This is a genomic window from Variovorax sp. KK3, from assembly GCF_001984055.1.
GTDB lineage: Bacteria > Pseudomonadota > Gammaproteobacteria > Burkholderiales > Burkholderiaceae_C > Variovorax.
Genome location: NZ_LYVO01000112.1, coordinates 1 through 16,454, shown reverse-complemented (window position 1 = coordinate 16,454; position 16,454 = coordinate 1). Strand labels below are relative to the sequence as shown.

At 69.5% G+C, this 16,454-nt stretch carries 13 protein-coding genes; 11 read left to right on the top strand and 2 right to left on the bottom strand.

Annotated features, from left to right (window positions below; genetic code table 11):
- The 4 genes from B0W80_RS35760 to B0W80_RS31490 form a co-directional block, all read left to right on the top strand.
- A partial coding sequence (locus B0W80_RS35760) for an MBG-2 domain-containing protein (protein ID WP_179107068.1) occupies positions 1 to 3,648 on the top strand: 3,648 nt, incomplete at its 5' end.
- A gap of 199 nt (positions 3,649 to 3,847) precedes the next feature.
- Complete coding sequence (locus B0W80_RS31500; protein WP_077003093.1) at positions 3,848 to 4,924, top strand: mannonate dehydratase; 1,077 nt, start codon at positions 3,848 to 3,850, stop codon at positions 4,922 to 4,924.
- Between the two features lie 35 nt (positions 4,925 to 4,959).
- Positions 4,960 to 5,937 carry a tripartite tricarboxylate transporter substrate binding protein gene (locus B0W80_RS31495; RefSeq protein ID WP_077003092.1) on the top strand — a complete coding sequence of 326 codons (978 nt, stop codon included), beginning with the start codon at positions 4,960 to 4,962 and terminating at the stop codon, positions 5,935 to 5,937.
- A gap of 56 nt (positions 5,938 to 5,993) precedes the next feature.
- On the top strand, positions 5,994 to 7,187 hold the full coding sequence (locus B0W80_RS31490; protein ID WP_077003091.1) for a mandelate racemase/muconate lactonizing enzyme family protein: 1,194 nt from the start codon (positions 5,994 to 5,996) through the stop codon (positions 7,185 to 7,187).
- An 85-nt stretch (positions 7,188 to 7,272) separates the two neighbouring features.
- Here the strand turns inward: B0W80_RS31490 and B0W80_RS31485 are convergent, their stop codons facing one another.
- The gene (locus B0W80_RS31485) at positions 7,273 to 7,722 is read right to left on the bottom strand and encodes a nuclear transport factor 2 family protein (RefSeq protein ID WP_077003090.1); all 450 of its coding nucleotides are present in this window, start codon (positions 7,720 to 7,722) and stop codon (positions 7,273 to 7,275) included.
- A 17-nt stretch (positions 7,723 to 7,739) separates the two neighbouring features.
- Positions 7,740 to 8,534: a ribonuclease activity regulator RraA gene (locus tag B0W80_RS31480; protein WP_077003095.1), complete on the bottom strand. Its 795-nt coding sequence runs from the start codon at positions 8,532 to 8,534 to the stop codon at positions 7,740 to 7,742.
- Positions 8,535 to 8,694: 160 nt separating this feature from the next.
- Between B0W80_RS31480 and B0W80_RS31475 the strand changes: the two genes are divergently transcribed.
- The 7 genes from B0W80_RS31475 to B0W80_RS31445 all read left to right on the top strand — a co-directional run bounded on the left by B0W80_RS31475 (position 8,695) and on the right by B0W80_RS31445 (position 16,238).
- Entirely contained in the window at positions 8,695 to 10,302 is a 1,608-nt protein-coding gene (locus B0W80_RS31475; protein WP_077003089.1) for an IclR family transcriptional regulator C-terminal domain-containing protein, read from the top strand.
- A gap of 24 nt (positions 10,303 to 10,326) precedes the next feature.
- Positions 10,327 to 10,806, top strand: a complete 480-nt coding sequence (locus B0W80_RS31470) for an AAC(3)-I family aminoglycoside N-acetyltransferase (RefSeq protein ID WP_077003088.1) — start codon at positions 10,327 to 10,329, stop codon at positions 10,804 to 10,806.
- A gap of 123 nt (positions 10,807 to 10,929) precedes the next feature.
- Entirely contained in the window at positions 10,930 to 11,331 is a 402-nt protein-coding gene (locus B0W80_RS31465; RefSeq protein ID WP_077003094.1) for a hypothetical protein, read from the top strand.
- A gap of 77 nt (positions 11,332 to 11,408) precedes the next feature.
- Positions 11,409 to 12,185 carry an exodeoxyribonuclease III gene (gene xth / locus B0W80_RS31460; RefSeq protein ID WP_077003087.1) on the top strand — a complete coding sequence of 259 codons (777 nt, stop codon included), beginning with the start codon at positions 11,409 to 11,411 and terminating at the stop codon, positions 12,183 to 12,185.
- 73 nt (positions 12,186 to 12,258) lie between these two features.
- Positions 12,259 to 13,146 (top strand): LysR family transcriptional regulator, encoded by an 888-nt coding sequence (locus B0W80_RS31455; protein ID WP_083745759.1) that lies wholly within the window; start codon positions 12,259 to 12,261, stop codon positions 13,144 to 13,146.
- 79 nt (positions 13,147 to 13,225) lie between these two features.
- Entirely contained in the window at positions 13,226 to 15,205 is a 1,980-nt protein-coding gene (locus B0W80_RS31450) for an aconitase family protein (protein ID WP_077003085.1), read from the top strand.
- 46 nt (positions 15,206 to 15,251) lie between these two features.
- Complete coding sequence (locus tag B0W80_RS31445; RefSeq protein WP_077003084.1) at positions 15,252 to 16,238, top strand: tripartite tricarboxylate transporter substrate binding protein; 987 nt, start codon at positions 15,252 to 15,254, stop codon at positions 16,236 to 16,238.
- Positions 16,239 to 16,454 lie beyond the last annotated feature (216 nt).

Genomic DNA, 16,454 nt, shown 5'->3' with positions numbered 1-16,454 from the left:
ACGAGCAACGGTGGCACCGTCGCCCTGGTCGGTGCGCGGGCCGTCAACAGCGGCAGCATCGTCGCGCAGGGCGGCACGGCCGGCCTGGTCTCGGCCGACACCGTGACGGTCGACTTCGCAGGCGACGGCCTCACGACCTTCAAGGTGTCGCCGGGCCTCTTCGGCAGTGTCGAGAACAGCGGCACCGTGCAGGCCGATGGCGGCCGCGTCGTGCTGATGACCACATCGGGCAGCCAGGTCGCGCAGGGTGTGGTCAACACGCGCGGCGTGCTGCGCGCGGACTCGCTGGCATCGCGCGGCGGCGAGATCGTGCTCGACAGCGGCAGTTCCGCGGCGGGCGTCACGATCAATGGCGGACTGTTGTCGGCCGTCGGCCACGGCGCGGGGCAATCAGGCGGCAAGGTCGATGTCGAAGGCCGTACGGTGCTGCTGCAGCCGGCGACGGGCGCAGGGGATGGCGACGGCGTCATCGATGCGAGCGGCGCGGCCGGCGGAGGCCGCGTGCGGCTGCACGCGACGGCCGTCGGCGGCGAGCCGAACACGGGCGCCATCGCGGTTGCTTCGGGCAGCCGCATCAGCGCCGATGCGACCGTGGTCGGCAACGGCGGCGACATCCGCGTGATGGCCGAACGCACGCTGCGCGCCTACGGCACCCTCACCGCCAAGGGCGGACCCTCGGGCGGCGACGGTGGCTTCATCGAGACATCCGGCGGCTATGCCGTGCCGGTGGGCGACAGCAACGGCGGCATCGACCTGAAGGGCCTGCGCACCGATGCCTCGGCGCCGGCCGGCAAGCCGGGCCGGTGGTTGATCGACCCGTTCGACGTGACCATCACCAACGGCGAGGGAGAAGGTGAAGGCGGTGGCGGCACGCCGATCGAAAGTCCCTTCGTGCCGATCGGTGAGTCCCTCCTGCTGACCGCCGACATCAACGCCGCACTCGACGAAGGCACCGACGTCCTGATCACCACCGGCATCGGCGGCGAGCAGGCAGGCAACGTGACGTTCGCGGACGCGGCGATCATCCAGCGCACCTCGCCCGGCGCGGCACCGGTCACGTTCCAGATCGACGCCAACCAGAGCATCGCCACCACCGGCGAAGGCGCGACGATCGTGTCGACCGGCGGCCCCTTGAACGTGGTGTTCCGCGCCGGGCTGGGCGGCGCCGGCGACATCACCTACGACGGCCAGATCACCACCAGCGGCGGCAAGCTGTCGATGAACGCCATCGGCGGCGGCATCTTCCACACCGGCGATGTCAGCACCACCGGCGGCAACGTCGCGATGACAGCCGGCACAGGCCTCTTCTATACCGGCGACATCGTCGCCGGCACGGGCAGCGTGTCGCTGAGCACCGGCGGCACGGGCGGGATCGTGTTCACCGGCGACATCGCCGGCGGCGGCCTCACGATGGGCGCGGGCGGCGCTATCAACATGACGGGCGACATCGCCATGGGCCAGGGCGGTGTCGACATCAGGTCCGGCATCGGCGGCTTCGGGGGGATCAATCTGTTCGGGGACATCACGGCGCAGAAGAGTGTCACCGTGGCCGCCGGCACTGCAGGCCCGGGTCAGCTTCAGTTCTTCGGCGACATCGACACCGGCGGCGGCGACGTCACGCTGAGCGCGGCCGGAAACGGCTTCAACGCGCCCGCCCTGCAGTACGGCGGCTTCATCACCACCAACGGGGGCAACGTCTCGATGCAGGCGAGCCAGGGCAACTCGCCCGCCTGCACGATCTGCCTCGGCGGCGAGATCGACACGCGCGTCGCCGGAACGAACAACGGCGGGTCCGTCACGATCGTCGGCACACGCGCGCCGGCATTGCAGGCACCCGACGCTCCCGATGCAGTCGTGCGCGTCAGCGACACGGTCATCTCCACCGGAAGCGGCAACGTCACCATCACGGGGCTGGGCGGCAGCGGCGGCACCGGCGTCGAGATCGCGCAGGTGGAAGAAGCCACCACCATCTTCACGACCACCGGCAACATCGTGATCACGGGCGTCGGCTCCACGCTGATCGGCAACAGCTTCGAAGCGCCCGGCCACGGCGTGCTGATCGACGGCGCGCAGATCCAGAGCCAGGGCGGCCGCATCGCGGTACGCGGCCTGCGTCTCGCCGGGCCCGAAGACGGCAACGGCGTGCTCGTCACGGGCGGTGCGAGCATCACGACGACAGGCACCGGCACCATCGAGATCACCGGGCAGTCGCTGATCCCCACGGCAGGCGTTCTGATCGAACCCGACATCGAAGCGGCTGCCGGGACACGCGTCGTCGACGGCAACAGCCACGTCGTGCTGCGGGCCTCCAGCGTCGGCGGCGTCGATGCACTGCAGATCCTCGGCAACGTGCACGCGGGCGGCGTCCTCAACCTGCGGCCGGGCGGCGTCGATGCACAAGGCAACGCGGCCGATCGGGTGGCCGATGCGATCACGCTCGCCGGCACGGCGGCCAGCGGCTTCGCGGTGAGCGCCGCCGAGTTCGCACTGCTCGACGCTGGCGCCTTCACGGTGGGCAGCAACCTGCACGCAGGCCCGATCACCGTGCTGGGGCCGATGTCGATGGCGTCGCCGCTGACCCTGCAGAACGGCGCCGGCGGCGGCATCTCGCTGCAGGCACCCGTCACGACACCGTACCTGGGACTGCTGAGCGGCGGCAGCATCACGCAGGCGCCCGGCGCGTCGATCGTGGCCGACAAGCTGCTGGCGCGTTCGGGCAGCGGCGACGTTCGGCTCGACGACCCCGGCAACAACGTCGCCACGGGCACGGTGGGCGGCGGCGCAGCGGGACTGTTCGCGTACACCGACGCGAACGACGTCACCCTCGGCATGGTGCCCGTCACGGTCTTCGATGCCGCGTCGAACCTGCCGCAGACCTTGCCCGGCGCCCCCGTCTCCGCCGACCGCGTGATCGTGCGCACGCTGAGCGGCGACCTCTCGCTCGCCACCGACGTGTCGAGTACGAGCGGCACCGACCTGGTGGCGGCCTCCCGCTTCCAGAACCGGGGCGACTACACCATCTCCGGCGCGCCCTGGCGCATCTGGGCCAGCTCGTGGACCGACGAGACGCGCGGCGGCATCGCGGGCTCCGGCCCGCTGCCGAACCTCTACGCCTGCACCTACCTGGGCGGTTGCGCCGTCAACGTCACGGCCGATGCGAACCACTTCATCTACACGCAGCAGCCTTCTGCCACGGTGGTCATCAACAATGCGTCGCGACCCGGTGCGTTCGCGAACCCGACCTTCACCTACGGCATCACGGGCCTGCAGCTCGGCGACGCCGGCGCCGGCTTCACGGGCCGGCTCGAGACGCCGGCCACGCGCCTCAGCGCGTCGGGCTTCTACCCGATCACCGGCACCTTCACCTCGGCCGAGGGCTACGCCGTGAGCGTGGTCGCGGGCCAGTTCACCGTCACCGGTTTGCCCGAGACCCTGCGGCCCGACGCCGTGCGCGAAGACACGAACACGTGGCTCTACGACCGCAACCTGCGCGCCGCGGCCATGTGCTTCGCCACCGGCCCCTTGAGCGGCGACCAGGCCAGCCAGGGCGGCGACGTGCTGGCGCGCGAATGGTCGAAGGTGCGCTCGCGGCCCAACCTGACCAGTTGCGTCGACACCGAGCGGCGCAACGGCTGCTCGGATTTCTGAGCACCCGAGCGTCCGAGCAACGGATCGACGACGCATCGGCAACTCACCGGCAACGCATCGTCCCGTCCCAATGCGTGGGACGGACCGGCCGATCCATCCACCACGGGCCATGCCGGTTCGTGCCTCGCAAGGGGCATGCGGGCAAGAATTCGATCACCGCGTCGACACCCCGACGCGAAGCGACCGGAGACAAGCCCCCATGTACATCAGCGAGCAACTGCTCAACCCCGACGAACGCCGCCTGCGCCTGTCCACGCAGTTGGGCGTCGAGCACGTCGTCCTCGACAACCGCGGCACCGAGCTGGTGTCCGCCACCGGCGGCGTCAGCGCCTGGGACGTCGTCAAGCTGCGCGACTACCGCCGCTGGATCGAAGGCTTCGGCCTGAAGCTCGACGTGTTCGCGCTCGACGTGGGCTCGATCCTGCTCGATTCGCTGGTCGACATCGACGGTGCGCGGCGGCAACTCGCGGTGCTGAAGGACAACGTGAAGAAGGCGGCCGACGCCGGCATCGACTGCCTCAAGTACAACGTCCAGATGGTGGGCATCACGCGCACCGCGCTCAAGCCCGGGCGCGGCGGCGCGCGCAACTCGAGCTTCGTCTACGCGGAGTACAAAGCCGAAGACGATCGCCAGCATTCGTACTGGGGTGTCGGCTACCCCAGCAACCAGGAAGAAGGCGGCAGCGCCTCGGCCGCGCTGTGCGGCCAGAAGATGGCGCGCGACGTGCCGCCGGTCACCGAACAGGCCGGCTGGGACGCGATCGAGTTCTTGGTCGAGGGCCTGATCCCCGCCGCCGACGCGGCAGGCGTGCGCATGGCCTGCCATCCGCACGACCCGGCCTACCCGGTGGGCGGCCTCAACGGCATCGAGCACGTGGTGGGTTCGGCCGATGGCCTGCGCCGCTTTCTCGCGCTGTCGAGCAGCCCCAGGCACGGGCTCAACTTCTGCCAGGGCACGGTGGCCGAGATGTTCAAGGAGCCGGCGCTGCACATGATTCCCGTGATCGAGGAATTCGCATCCACCGGCCGCATCTTCATGGTCCATTTCCGCAACATCCGCGGCGGCTACCTCGACTTCCAGGAAGTCTTTCCCGACGAGGGCGACGTCGACATGTTCCAGGCCATCCAGGCCTACCGGCGCGGCGGCTATGCAGGCCCGCTGTGCCCCGACCACGTGCCCGTGAGCGAACTCGATGAGGGACGCGAGCGCTTCATGTCCTTCGCGCTGGGCTACACGCGGGGCCTGCTGCAAGCGGCCGCAGCTCGCCCCGCCTGAAGGCGAACCGATTTCATATAAGGAGACATATCACCATGAAACGCCGATCCGTCGTCGCCCTCGGCCTGCTGGCCGGCAGCTTCGCGCTCACCGCGGCCCACGCCCAGCCGGCCGCCGACTACCCCAATCGCCCCGTCAAGATCATCGTGCCCTTCCCGGCGGGCGGCACCAGCGACATCATGGGGCGGCTCATCGCCGAAGAGCTGGGCAAGCAGCTCAAGCAGCCCTTCGTGGTCGACAACAAGGGCGGTGCGGGTGGCGCCATCGGCACCGACCAGGCCGCCAAGGCGCCGGCAGACGGCTACACGCTGCTGCTCTCGGGCATCGGCAGCAATGCCGTCATTCATGGCTTCGCGTCGCCGAAGCCGGGGTATGTCGAGGCCGACTTCATCCACATCTCGCAACTCGCGGCGGGGCCCAACGTGCTGGTGGTGAACCCGAGCTTTCCGGCGAAGAACTTCAAGGAGTTCATCGCATGGGTGAAGGCGAACCCCGGCAAGTTCAGCTTCGGACAGGTCACGTCGTCCTCGGGCCACCTGACGACCGAGTACCTGAAGCAGACCGCCGGGCTCGACATGGTCGGCATCCCCTACAAGGGCGGCGCACCCGCGCTCAACGACGTGCTGGCCAACCAGATCCCGGGCATGTTCACCAACCAGGACGCGGTGTTGCCGCACGTGAAGGCCGGCAAGCTGCGCGCGCTCGTCGTGACCAGCGCGCAGCGCAACCCGCTGTACCCGGACATTCCGACCGTCGCCGAATCGGGCTACCCGGGCTTCAGCGCCGTGTCGTGGACCGGGCTCTCCGCGCCCAAGGGCGCGCCGCAGGCCATCGTCGACAAGCTGCAGGCGGCGATGGTGAAGGCGTTCTCCGACCCCGCGACGCGCGCGAGGCTCGAGTCCAACGGCTTCGTGGTCGCCGCGTCGAACTCGGCCGACTACACGCGCTTCGTGCAGTCCGAAGTCGAGCGCTGGGGCCAGGTCATCCGCGCCGGCGGGCTCAAATCCGAGTGACGCGGCACACACCCACCTTCCTTCTCTTCTTCTTTGCCCACTGAAAGCACCAACTCATGCAAGCCGTCGAATCGAACATCGTCTCCTACGCCCACGTGGGCGCCGACGCCCGCACCGCCGCCGACACCGGCGACCGCATCGCGTGGATCAAGCTGTCCCTGACCTACCTGCCCCTGGCCACGCCCGTGAGCGACGCCAAGGTGCTGACCGGCGTGCAGAAGCCGCTGACCGAGATCGCCTTCATCTTCGCGGAGATCCGCACGCGCGACGGGCATGAAGGCATCGGCTTCGGCTACTCCAAGCGCGCAGGCGGCCCGGGCATGTACGCGCATGCCAAGGAACTCGCGCCCAACCTGATCGGCGAAGACCCCAACGACATCTCGCGCCTGTTCACCAAGCTGCTGTGGGCCGGCGCCAGCATGGGCCGCGCGGGGCTCACCACCCAGGCCATCGCGCCCTTCGACATCGCGCTGTGGGACATGAAGGCCAAGCGCGCCGGCCTGCCGCTGGCCAGGCTGCTCGGTGCGCAGCGCGATTCGGTGCAGTGCTACAACACATCGGGCGGCTACCTGCACACGCCGCTGGACCAGGTGCTCAAGAACGTGGCCATCTCGCGCGAAAGCGGCATCGGCGGCATCAAGCTCAAGGTCGGCCAGCCCGACCTGTCGATCGACATCGAGCGCGTCGGCGCCGTGCGCAAGCTGCTGGGCGACGACTTCCCGTTGATGGTCGACGCCAACCAGCAGTGGGACCGGCAGAAGGCCACGCGCGCCTGCCGCGCCTTCGAGGACTTCGACCTGACCTGGATCGAGGAACCGCTCGACGCACACGACTTCGAAGGCCACGGCCTCTTGGCCGAGCGCTTCGACACGGCCATCGCCACCGGCGAGATGCTGACCAGCTTCGACGAGCACGCCCAGCTCATCATGGCCGGCACCGACTTCATCCAGCCCGATGCGCCGCGCGTCGGCGGCATCACGCCCTTCCTGCGCATCATGGCGCTGGGCGAGTTCAAGCGCCGCAAGCTGGCACCGCACTTCGCGATGGAAATCCACCTGCACCTGGCGGCGGCGTACGGCATCGAGCCGTGGCTCGAGCACTTCGAATGGCTGGGCCCGCTCTTCAACGAACAGATGCACCTGAAGGACGGCCGCATGTTCGTGACCGACCGCCCCGGCCTGGGCTTCTCGCTGAGCGAGCAGGCGATCCGCTGGACGCCCGAGACCGAGGAGTTCGGCAAGCGGCCCTGAGCTGCGGCCTCCAAACAAAAAGCGCCTGGGTGACCAGGCGCTTTTTTCGTGGGGACAAGCGACAGTGAAAGAGAAACCGAAAGGCTCAGTCGCTCTTCAGGTGATAGCCACGCGCCGCATAGTCGAAGCCGACCAGCTCGTTGATCGGTGTCGCCTTGTCGGCCGGCGAAGCGTAGTACGCGCGGATCTCCTGGATCTTGTCGCCTTCGAAGATGTACCACTCGGCGCCACGCAGCGCGGTGCCGCTCTTGTTCTTCCAATGCGTCCACTCGATCATGGCCTCGGGCTTGTCGTGGCTGACCAGGATGCGCTCGATGGTCCATTGCGAGCCCAGCGTTTCCACGCACCAGATCCACTTGCGGCTGATGGCCTCGGCGCCCTGCCACGGCACCTCGGGCAGGCCCGAGGGAAAGTAGTGCACGGCATCAGGCGTGAAGCAGGCCATCAGCGCGTCGTAGTCGGCCGCGTTGCAGGCATCGAAATAGCGCCGGATCAGCGCGTCGTAGAAGTCGGGCGTCCGGGTTTGGTTCGTCATGGTGCAGTCCTCTCGGTTCAGCGGGCGGGGTCGGTGGGCGCGATGGCCGGCCGGCCATCGGCCACCCACTGGCGGTGCCGGGCGCGCGTTTCATCGCTGGGCGGATACAGGCCCCACAGCGGCTCGCCGGCACGCACGCGCATCGCGAGGTAGGCCTCGATGTCGTCGCGCCGCTCGCAGAGGTCGGCCATCTCTTCGGCCAGGTGGGCCGGCACCACCGTGATGTTGTCGCCGTCGCCGTGGATCACGTCGCCGGGGTAGATGGCCACGCCCGCGCAGCCGATGGGCACTTGCAGGTCGGCCACGTGGTGAAAGGCGAGCCGCGTGGTCGCGGTGATGCCGGTGCACCACACCGGAAAGTCCATCTCGGACAACTCGGCGCCATCGCGGAAGCTGCCGTCGGTGACCACGCCGCGCGCGCCGCGCATCATCATGCGCGTGACCAGCATGTTGCCCATCGACGCGGCGCGGCCGTCGCGGTTGCTGTCGATCACGAGCACGTGGCCGGGCTCGATCTGCTCCACGCCCACCCACTGCAGGTTGTCGGCGCTGGGGCTGGTGGTGAGGTTGCCGTACACGTCGACGTCCTCGCGCGCCGGGATGAATCGCATCGTGTAGGCCCTGCCTGCGAAGGGCCGCGCCTTGCGGTTCAGCGGCGTCAGCCCGTGCAGCACCGGCTGACGAAAGCCCTTGATGTAGAGCTGCGTGGTGAGCGAACCGCTCGTGACCTTGGCCAGGCGGTCCAGCACGCTGTCGGGCACGTGGGGCGCGGGTGGCCGCTGCGGAATGGCGGCCAGGGGGGGAGCATTCATGGGAAGGGTCATGTCTGTCTCAAGATGTGGGAGAAGAAGCGGCACGAGCCCCTCGCGGGCCCGGTCGAACCGATGCTAGTGGCGGCCTCCCAAAAATAGAATCGATGGCCACGCACCGGCTTGGGTGCGATGCCCCCGAGTACCACCATTTGAGACAAACATGAGCACCCCCCGCGCCGCCCGCAGCGCTTCGTCCGGAGAAGGCACCGGCGCGCTCGAAAAGGCGCTCGACGTGCTCGATGCCGTCGGCGCAGCGCCCGAAGGCCTGAGCCAGAGCGAGCTGGCCGAAGGGCTCGACCTGCCGCGCACCACCGTCTACCGCCTGCTGGCCACGCTGGTCGACCGCGGGCTGCTGCGCCGCGACCCGCTGCGCAAGGTCTACTGCCTCGGCTTCCGCTGCTTCGAGATGGCACGCCAGGCCTACGCGATGCCCGACCTGGTGGCCGCCGCCGCAATGGAACTGCGCACGCTGCGCGACCTGACCGGCGAGACCGCGTACCTCGCCACGCTCGACGGGCGCGAGGTGATCTCGCTGGAGCGCTACGACGGCGCGCACAGCCAGCGCTCGGCCGCCGCGCTGGGCGAGCGCAAGCCGATGCACTGCACCAGCCAGGGCAAGGCCATCCTGTCCGCGATGACGGACGAGGCGCGCGATGCGATCGTGCGCGAGCTGGTGCTCAAGCCGCTGACGCACCTCACCATCACCGACCGCCGCCGGCTGCAGGCCGAGCTGCGCATCACCCGCGCACGCGGCTATGCCATCGACGACGAAGAGATCGTGCTGGGCGTGCGCTGCGTCGGCGCGGCCGTCACCGACGCGGCCGGCGAGGTGCGCGGCGCCATCAGCGTCGCCGGCCCGGCCTGGCGGCTCACGCGCGAACGGCTGGAACTGCTCGGGCCCGAGGTGGCCGATGCGGCGCGGCGCATCGGCGCGCAACTGCAGCCCGTGCACGATGCCTCGCCCGACGCGTCCGAGCTGGCCGTGCAGGCGGTGCCGGGGCCCTGGGCCTTCCATGGCGCGCACCCGGTCGTCAACGCGGACGGCAGCGTGTACTGGGCCGACGTGCTGGCACCTGCCGTGCGGCAGCTGCACGGCGACGACGACGATCGCGAGTTTTACGCGGCCGAGACGCCCATCGTCGGTTTGATGCCGCACGGCGACGGATTGATCGTGGTGGGCGAGCAAGGCGCGATGCAGGTCGCCGCCGATGGCGCGGGCACGTCGCCCCTGCCCTGGCCGACCGGCACCACGCTGGCCGCCTGCGCCGGGGTCAATGCAACGCTGTGGGCCGCGCTCTCGCTGCCGGAAGGCGGCAGCGCCATCGGTCAGGTGCAGCCGGACGGCAAGCTCAAGGTCCACTGGCGCCTGAGCGAAGCGGTCGGCGCCCTGCGCTGGCGCGGCGACGACGGCACGCTCTTCGCCACCGCGCCGCAGAGCGGCAGCATCCTGATGACGACCCCCGGCGATGCCACCGTGCGCCGCCTCGCCACCGTGCCGCGCGGCTCGGGCCGCCTGGGCGGGCTGGCTTTCGACGACCAGGGCGGCGTGTGGGCGGCGCTGTGCGACGGCTGGTCGGTGGTGCGCTTCACCATGGACGGCCAGCTGGAGCGCGTCGTCGGCCTGCCGGTGCCCTGCGCGACCGACCTGGCCTTTCGCGTCGTCGACGGCGTGCGGCAACTCGTCATCACCACGCAGCGCCAGAGCGTGCCGCTCGATACGCTGACCACGGCGCCTTTGTCCGGGCGTTTGCTGGTGGCGCGGCTTTGACCTGGAACACGGAGAGCATCGCGAATGGCCGAAACGAACCGCTACACGTACCGCCAGCTCTCGCCCGACGACCTGGCGCAGATGGATGCGCTGCTTTCCGTCTTCGGTGAAGCCTTCGAGGACGCCGAGAGCTACGACAGCCGGCGCCCTCGTCCGGGCTACCTGCGCCAGTTGCTGGCCGGCGATTCGTTCATCGCCGTGGCCGCGCTCGATGGCGCCCAGGTCGTCGGCGGTCTCGCGGCCTACGAGCTGCGCAAGTTCGAGCAGGAGCGCAGCGAGATCTACATCTACGACCTGGCGGTGGCGACGGCACACCGGCGGCAGGGCGTCGCGACCGGATTGATCAGCGCGTTGCAGCACATCGGCGCCGAACGCGGGGCGTACGTGATCTTCGTGCAGGCCGATCCGCCGGATGCGCCGGCGATTGCGCTCTACACCGGCCTCGGCACGCGCGAGGACGTGCTTCACTTCGACATCCCGGTGCGCCTGGCGCCGCCGGGCTGAAGCGGCTGCGGGCTTGCAGCACTGCGTTCCGTGGAAGGTCAAGAAAAGCCGCGCTTCTCCTACTCTGCGTTGCGCCACGGCCGAGCATGGTTCACAGGCACTCCTGAAAGGCCAACGACCATGATGTCATCGTTCAGTCTCGACTCCTCCATGCGCGCGGCATTCGGCGGCGCCTTCTATCCGGACGGATATTCCATGGTCATGTTTCCCGACGAGGCCAGCGCCGTGGCCGTCGCGGACGACCTCAACACGCAGAAGCCCGAGGTGGAGATCTTCCATCTGCCGCCGGCCACCATCCTGTCGCAGATCACGCCCACGGTCAGCGATGCCGACAACCCCCTGCCTTCCGCCGGCACCGAAGGCGCCACCGTTCGCGCCTACACCAAGCTCGCGCGCGAGGGCCATCACGCGCTGCTCATCGCGACGCCGGACGAAGAAGCGGCGGACTGGATGATGCAGGCCGTGCGCAAGGTGCCGTATTCGATGGCGCAGCGCTACCGCATGCTGGTCATCGAAGACCTTTGATCGGTCGCGCCGCGGGCCACCGCCGATCTGGCATTCTTGCGGCGCGTCACAGGCCTTCCTGCACGTGACGCGCCCGCATGCGCATCGCCACCTGGAACATCAACAACGTCCGCACCCGCTTGCCGCTTCTGCTGGCATGGCTGAACGCGACGCAGCCTGATGTGGTCGCGCTGCAGGAGCTCAAGACCACCACCGAACAGTTTCCGCGGGCCGAGCTGGAGGCCGCCGGCTACGGTTGCATGGTCGTTGGCCAGAAAACGTGGAACGGCGTGGCACTGCTCGCGCGCGGTACCGAGCCGCTGGCCGTGCGCACCGCCTTGCCCGGCGATTCGCGCGACACCCAGGCGCGCTACCTGGAGGCCGCAGTCCACGGCATGCTGGTGTCGTCGCTGTACCTGCCCAACGGCAACCCTTGGCCCGGGCCGAAGTTCGACTACAAGCTGGCCTGGTGCGAGCGGCTCGTCTCGCACGCCGAGGAATTGATGGCCAGCGGCCACCCGGTCGCACTGGTCGGCGACTTCAACGTGGTGCCGACCGACGCCGACATCTACTCGCCCAAGAACTGGCTCGACAACGCACTGCTGCAGCCCGAGCCGCGCGCCGCGTATGCGCGTCTGCTCAAGCAGGGCTGGACCGATGCGCTGCGCACCGTCTATCCGAAGGAACAGGTCTTCACCTTCTGGGACTTTCGGCGCAACCGCTGGCAGCGCGACGCGGGCTTGCGCATCGACCACCTGCTGCTGAGCAAGGCGCTCAAGAAGAAGCTGAAGGGCGCGGGTGTCGACCGGTCGATGCGCGGCATCGAGGGTGCCAGCGACCATGCGCCGGCCTGGGTCGAACTCGCACAGCCGTAGTCGCCCCAGTACGGCCCTCACCCACGCCGCGGCCACAATCTGAGCTTTGCCGCCGCCCCCATACGAGGCCCCCTTGGTCCGCCGCATCGACCCCTACAGCGTTCGCCTTTTCGTCGCCGCCGCGCAGGCCGGCTCGATCGTCCGCGCCGCCGGGCAGGAACACATCGCGCCCTCCGCGCTGAGCCGGCGCCTGGCCGACCTGGAGCATGCCTTCGGCACGCCGCTGCTGGTGCGCTCGCCGCGCGGCATCACGCTGACCGATGCCGGGCGCCTGGTGCTGGCGCGCGGCATGAAGATCGACGACGACCTGCAGGCGCTGGTGCGCGAAGTGCAGACCGAAGGCGCCGAGGTGCGCGGCACGGTGCGCCTGTACGCCAACATGTCCGCCGTGATCGGTTTCCTGCCCGAACGGCTGCAGCGCTTCATGGCCGCGCATCCGGGCGTGACGGTGTCGCTGCACGAAGAAGACACGCGCGAGGTGATCCGCGCCTGCATGGACGACCGCGCCGATGTGGGCGTCGGCGTGCAGGCGGCGGCGCCGGCCGGCCTCGACGCCTGGCATTTCGCGAGCGACCCGCTGCAGGTCGTCATGCCGGCCGACCATGCCCTGGCGCCGCGCGATTCATTGGGCTTCGCGCAGGTGCTCGACCATCCGCTGATCGGCATCCACCAGGGTGGCGCGCTCGACCGCACGCTGCACGAGCGGGCGGAAGCGCTGCAATTGCGCTTCGCGCCGACGGTGTGGGTCAGCAGCTTCGACGCGGTCTGCCGGATGGTCGAGGCCGGGCTCGGCATCGCGGTCATCCCGCAGAGCGCCGCCGCCGCGTATGCCGGCATGACGCGCTTCGTGCGGCGCCCGCTCGACGAGCCATGGGCCGCACGCGAGCTGCACCTGTACGCGCTGCACCGCACGCCGCAGCTGCGCGCCACGCAGGCGCTGATCGACAGCCTGCGCGGGTAATCACCGATCTCGCATTTCGCGAGAGCCCCCGTGCCGCCTTGGCGCTTGGCCGCCGCGCCGGTGCGCGGGACCATCGGGCATGCCTTCCAAGCCCGCCGACGCCTTGCGCTTCTCGCCGCGCATCCTGTTCCTGAGCCGCGCGCTGGAAGTGACCGAGGCCGCGCTGCGCGGCGATCCGGTGTCGCTGGCGCAGGCCCGGCCGCTGCGCGACGACGTGTCCACCGACGAGATCACGCCACTCGCCATCCTGACCCACTACGACGAGAAGCTGGGCCGCTATCCGCACACCGGCTTCGAGGCCGGCGGGCGCCGGCCGATCGGCCCCGGCGCCATCACAGCCGCCGGCATCGAGGTGGTGGTGGCCGGCAAGCGCTACGGCAAGGGCTCGTCGCGCGAGCACAGCCCGGCGGCCGAGAAGCTGGCCGGCGTGCGGCTGGTCATCGCCGAAAGCTTCGAGCGCATCTACCGCCAGAACGCGGACAACATCGGGCTCTTCACGTCCACCGACATGGGCCTGGTCGAGCGCATCGCGGCCGGGGAACCGATCGCCATCGACGACCTGGTCGCCGGCCGCGACGCGCTGGCTGCCGCCCTGCTGCGAAACGGCGGGCTGCTGCGCTTCGGCCAGACCTTCCTGAAACAAGCGCACCCGGCCGGGGATGCCGAACACGACGGGCCGCGCACGCTGTTCGAGAAGATCCTCGCCCGCCATCTGCTGCACACCCCGCTCACGCTGCCAGCACCGTCGCCCGGCGAAGGCGCCTTCGTGCGCGCCGACTGGCGCTTCATCCACGAGTACTACACCGGCATGGCAGCGCACATGCTCGATGCCAGCTTCGGCGAGGCCTTGTCGCTGCACGAGCCCGATTCGATCGTGGTCTTCGAGGACCACACCTCCTACGTCGAAGAAAGCCCGACCCACGTGCGCGGCGGCCTGGTGCCGAACGTGCAGCGCATGGTCGAGGCGCAGCGCGCCTTCGCGGCCCGGCACGGCCTGCGCTCGCACCGCACGCTCACCGAGGACGAAGCCGCACGCGACGACGGCAGCAACGTGGCCGGCATCTCACACGCGATGATGGCCGAGCGCTACGCCCTGCCGGGACAAGTGGTGGTGGGCACCGATTCGCACACGCCGCACAGCGGTGCGCTGGGCTGCGTGGCATTCGGTGTCGGCACGACCGACATGGCCAATGCCTTCGTGACCGGCGCCGTGCGCCTCACCATGCCCGCATCGCTACAGGTGGTGCTGGACGGACGGCTCGCCGACGGCGTGACCGCCAAGGACCTCGTGCTGCACCTGCTCGCCCTGCCCTTCTTCCGCGACGGCGGCGGCCTCGGCAAGGTGTTCGAGTTCGCGGGCGACGCGATCGCCACGCTGTCGACCGACGAGCGCGCGACGCTGACCAACATGACGGCCGAGCTCGGCGGCTTCACCGGCATCGTCGCGCCCGACGCCGAGACGGTGCGCTTCCTGCGCGAACGCCGCGGCATCGACTTCGCGATCGAGCCGTGGATGCGCAGCGACGAAGGCGCGCGCCACGCCCACGTGGTCCACGTCGATTGCGCCGCGGTGCCGCCGATGGTCGCCTCGCCGGGCGACCCGGGCAACGGGCTCGCGCTGGCCGACGTCGCCCATACCGTGCGCATCGACATCGCCTACGGCGGCTCGTGCACCGCGGGCAAGCGCGAGGACTTCGACCACTACCACGCCGTGCTGCGCTGGGCCGCCGACCGCGGCCTGCGCATCGCGCCGGGCGTGCAGCTGTACCTGCAGTTCGGCACCACCGCCGTGCGTGACCACTGCATCGCCGCCGGATACCTCGATGCCTTCGAGCGCGTCGGCGCGCGCATCCTGCAACCCTCTTGCGGTGCCTGCGGCAACTGCGGACCGGGCACTTCGATCGCGCCGCAGCAGGTGACGGTGAGCGCCATCAACCGCAACTTTCCCGGCCGCGGCGGGCCCGGCAGCGTGTGGCTGGCCAGCCCGCCCACCGTCGCGGCCAGTGCCATCGCGGGCGAGCTGCTGTCGTTTGCCGAGCTGCAGGCAAGGCACCGCTGACCACTCTCGCGCCTTTTTTTCGAACACAAGACCTGGAGACGACACGATGAACACCCAACCCGGCCATCGCCGCCACTTCGCCTGCCTGGCCGCTGCTGCCATGCTTGTACTGCCGCTCGGCGCCATGGCGCAGCCTGCGCCCTCCGACAAGCCCGTCCGCCTGGTCGTGCCGCTGGCTGCCGGCTCGACGGTCGATGCCGTCGCACGCGCCGTCGCGCCGGGCTTCGGCCGTGCCACCGGCCATCCGGTGGTGGTCGAGAACATCGTCGGCGCCGGCGGCATTCCCGGCACCACGCAGGTGGTGAAGGCGCCGAAGGACGGGCTCACGCTCGGCATGATCTCGTCCAACCACGTGATCAACCCCGGCATCTACAAGTCGGTGCCTTACGACAGCCTCAAGGACATCACGCCCATCGCGGTGCTGGCCACCGTGCCGCTGGTGCTGGTGGTCAACCCGGCCTTGCCCGCGAAGAACGTCGCCGAGCTGCTCGCACTGGCCAAGGCCAAGCCCGGCACGCTGAATTTCGGATCGGCCGGCAACGGCAGCACGCTGCACCTGGCCGGCGAACTGTTGGTGAGCGAAACCGGCATCGACATGAAGCACGTGCCCTACCGCGGCACCGGCCCGCTCATCACCGACCTGATCGGCGGGCAGGTGCAGCTCGCGTTCGTCTCGATCTCGCAGGTCGCGCCCCAGGTCAAGGCGGGCACGCTGCGTGCCCTGGCCGTCAGCACGCAGAAGCGCGCCGCAGCGCTGCCCGACGTGCCGACGCTGGCAGAGGCCGGCGTGCCGAAATACGGCTTCGACGCCTGGATCGCTCTGGTCGGGCCGGCCGGGCTGCCGAAGCCGATGGTCGACAGCTACGCCTCGATGATCCGCGCGGCCATGGCATCACCCGAAGCGAACACGGCGATCGCGGGGCAAGGCCTCAGCGTGCTCGACATCGGGCCGGAGGCGGCGCCCGGGTTCTTTCAGGGAGAGATGGTGAAGCACCAGAAGCTGGTGAAGCAATCGGGGGCGACATTGGACTGAGGGCAGGGCCGCTGAGTGCTTCGAGTCCGGCCGATTGCCTGCTGGGAGAGGACATAAGGGTTAGCTGTTTGCTGAAAAATGACAGCCTGCGAACTTTTTTCCAGACTGGTGTGCAGCAGGGGTTCGTTCCTATGATCCGCGCCCACCGATGAGCTGAACTTCATCGGATTGCGCCGCCGCCAGCCAGATCTTGCGGCAAGAAGATCAACGAACCCA